Origin of the sequence: Moraxella sp. 179-F 1C4 NHS (assembly GCF_045370505.1) — a bacterium.
Taxonomy (GTDB): Bacteria; Pseudomonadota; Gammaproteobacteria; order Pseudomonadales; family Moraxellaceae; genus Faucicola; species Faucicola tetraodonis.
The window spans coordinates 1-2305 of record NZ_JBIQEC010000058.1 but is presented as its reverse complement, the minus strand read 5'-3'; the positions used below and the strand labels follow the sequence as shown (position 1 = coordinate 2305).

Here is a 2305-nt window from a genome sequence, read left to right as displayed (position 1 = left end):
TGAACGCCCATCAATTGTGGAGCAAACTCGACCACATACGTGGTTAACCCCAAAGTGACCAAGGCTTTTGCGGCTTCTAATCCCAATAAACCACCGCCAACCACTACACCACGTTGAACACGTGGATTGTCCGCAGTTGCTAAAATCGCATCTAAGTCTTCAATAGTTCGATAGACATGACAGTGCGCATGTTGGTTGCCTTTGACAGGCGGGACAAAAGGATAAGAACCAGTGGCGAGTACCAATTTGTCAAACTCAAGCGCATTACCCTTGATTGTTGTGACGATTTTACTTTGCGCATCAATGTGGTTAACCGCTTCGCCTAAATGTAAGGTAATCCCAGCTTGCTTATAGTGCGCCAAATCCACCAAGTTTAATTGACTGGCATCTCTATGTTCAAAATAACTGGATAAATAGACACGGTCATATGCTGGGCGTTTTTCTGCACTAAATACATGAATCTGATAAATTTGGTGCAAGTTTTTTTCAATCGCTTTTTCGATAAAGTGATGACCGACCATACCGTTACCGATGACAATGAGATTTTTCATGCTTTGTCCTTGATTTAACGCTGATTTATTCTTCATAAAGCCATCATGATATTAAATGGCTATAGATTAAATTTTTGGAAATAGTGAATTAGAAGTTAGTTGCTTTCGATTTAGCAGTCCCTTAAAAGTAATCTTGCGAAATGCTTCTAAGGGATTTATTAGGGGTAATTACATTCTTAAAAATGGTGATAAAAACTATGCAATGCGTTTGGTTAAGCTTTTATTCACTGTAGTATTATCCATGGCAACTAAACTACGTTTTGCACCTGTTTTATAGTGAGTTGCATAAAGGGTTAAGCCAGTAAAGGTAATACCACCAACCAAGTTACCAAGTGCTGTTGGGATTTCATTCCAAACTAAGTAGTCCATGACAGAGAAGTTGCCACCCATAATTAAACCAAATGGGAATAAAAACATATTTACCACTGAATGCTCAAACCCCATAAAGAAGAACAACATGATAGGCATCCACATCGCGATAACTTTGCCTGAAACGCTACTTGATACCATGGCACCAACAACTCCCATTGAGACCATCCAATTACATAAAACCCCGCGTAAAAAAATAGTAAGCCAACCTGAGACACCATATTTAGCATAGCCAAGAGTACGGGCTTCACCAATATGAGCAATCTTGTCACCTACAGGTCCAGCAGGTGTATTGAAGCCATAGGTAAAAACAAAAGCCATAATAACTGCGACTGTGAGTGCCCCTGCAAAGTTGCCCAAGAATACCCATCCCCAATTTCGAAGGATTTTATTGACCGTGACGCCTGAACGTTTATCAAGTAGGGCTAGAGGAGTTAACATAAATACGCCCGTTAAGAGATCGAAACCCATTAAATACAACATGCAGAAACCGACCGGGAATAATAACGCTCCTAATAAAGGTACCCCTGTTTGTGTGGCTACTGTGACGGCAAATACTGCTGCCAATGCTAAAATAGCACCAGCCATGTAAGATCGAATCAATGTATCGCGTAAAGACATGGTTAGTTTTGATTCACCCGAATCAACCATTTTAGTGACAAACTCTTTTGGGGATAGATAAGACATACCAAAACTCCAACATAACTGAGAAAAATAGAATTCACTAAACTCACTTTGCAATCATTAATTAATAATTACAAAACAGTGGATGCAACTGGTGTGCCAAATTAAAATGTATAGCTAGAATATTTATTAAATAATAAATTAAAATATTGAATTACAAGTAAATATATTTTTTTAATATTTTCATAAAATTTATATGAAATGATTAATTTAAAGATTAATATTTAGAATTATTACTTAATTTTTTAAAATATAATCAATCCAATTTTGTGCATCCATATCTTTTTGGTGCAACTTATCAATGATGTTTCAGCAAATTTTCAATAATTTCCCCATAACTTTTCTGTAGTTTAGAATTACGGTATTTAGAACGTAAAGTCATTTGGCATGGCTTTTGCTTAACTAAATTTGAAGACTTTTTCTTCATAAATCGCTTATACAGTTAAATGACGTAAATTGCTTTACCTAATTTAGCAGGAGACTATAATGATTAAAAATCGCCTAGAAGTAACAGAAAAAATTATTGCAACCAAAGTTTCTAAAGGTCTGACCTGGGAAAAAGTTGCTAAAGAAGTGGGACTTAGCAAAGAATGGGTTACTGCCGCTTGCTTAGGTCAAATGACCTTAAATGATGAACAAGCAAATAAAGTAGGTGGCTTATTTAATTTAAATGAAAATGAGATAAAGTGGTTAAAGGTTGT

The 2305-nt window shown here is 36.3% G+C and carries 2 protein-coding genes and 1 pseudogene; 1 reads left to right on the top strand and 2 read right to left on the bottom strand.

Annotated features, from left to right (window positions below; genetic code table 11):
* Together ACH0AB_RS11760 and ACH0AB_RS11755 are read right to left on the bottom strand one after the other, a co-directional pair.
* A partial coding sequence (locus ACH0AB_RS11760) for an FAD-dependent oxidoreductase (RefSeq protein ID WP_406878255.1) occupies window positions 1-551 on the bottom strand: 551 nt, incomplete at its 3' end.
* A 195-nt stretch (window positions 552-746) separates the two neighbouring features.
* Window positions 747-1607, bottom strand: a complete 861-nt coding sequence (locus ACH0AB_RS11755; RefSeq protein ID WP_007116984.1) for a formate/nitrite transporter family protein — start codon at window positions 1605-1607, stop codon at window positions 747-749.
* 483 nt (window positions 1608-2090) lie between these two features.
* On the opposite strand from ACH0AB_RS11755, the pseudogene ACH0AB_RS11750 reads away from it, so the two are divergent.
* Window positions 2091-2305 (top strand): annotated as a pseudogene (locus ACH0AB_RS11750) (cyanase); the annotation flags it as partial.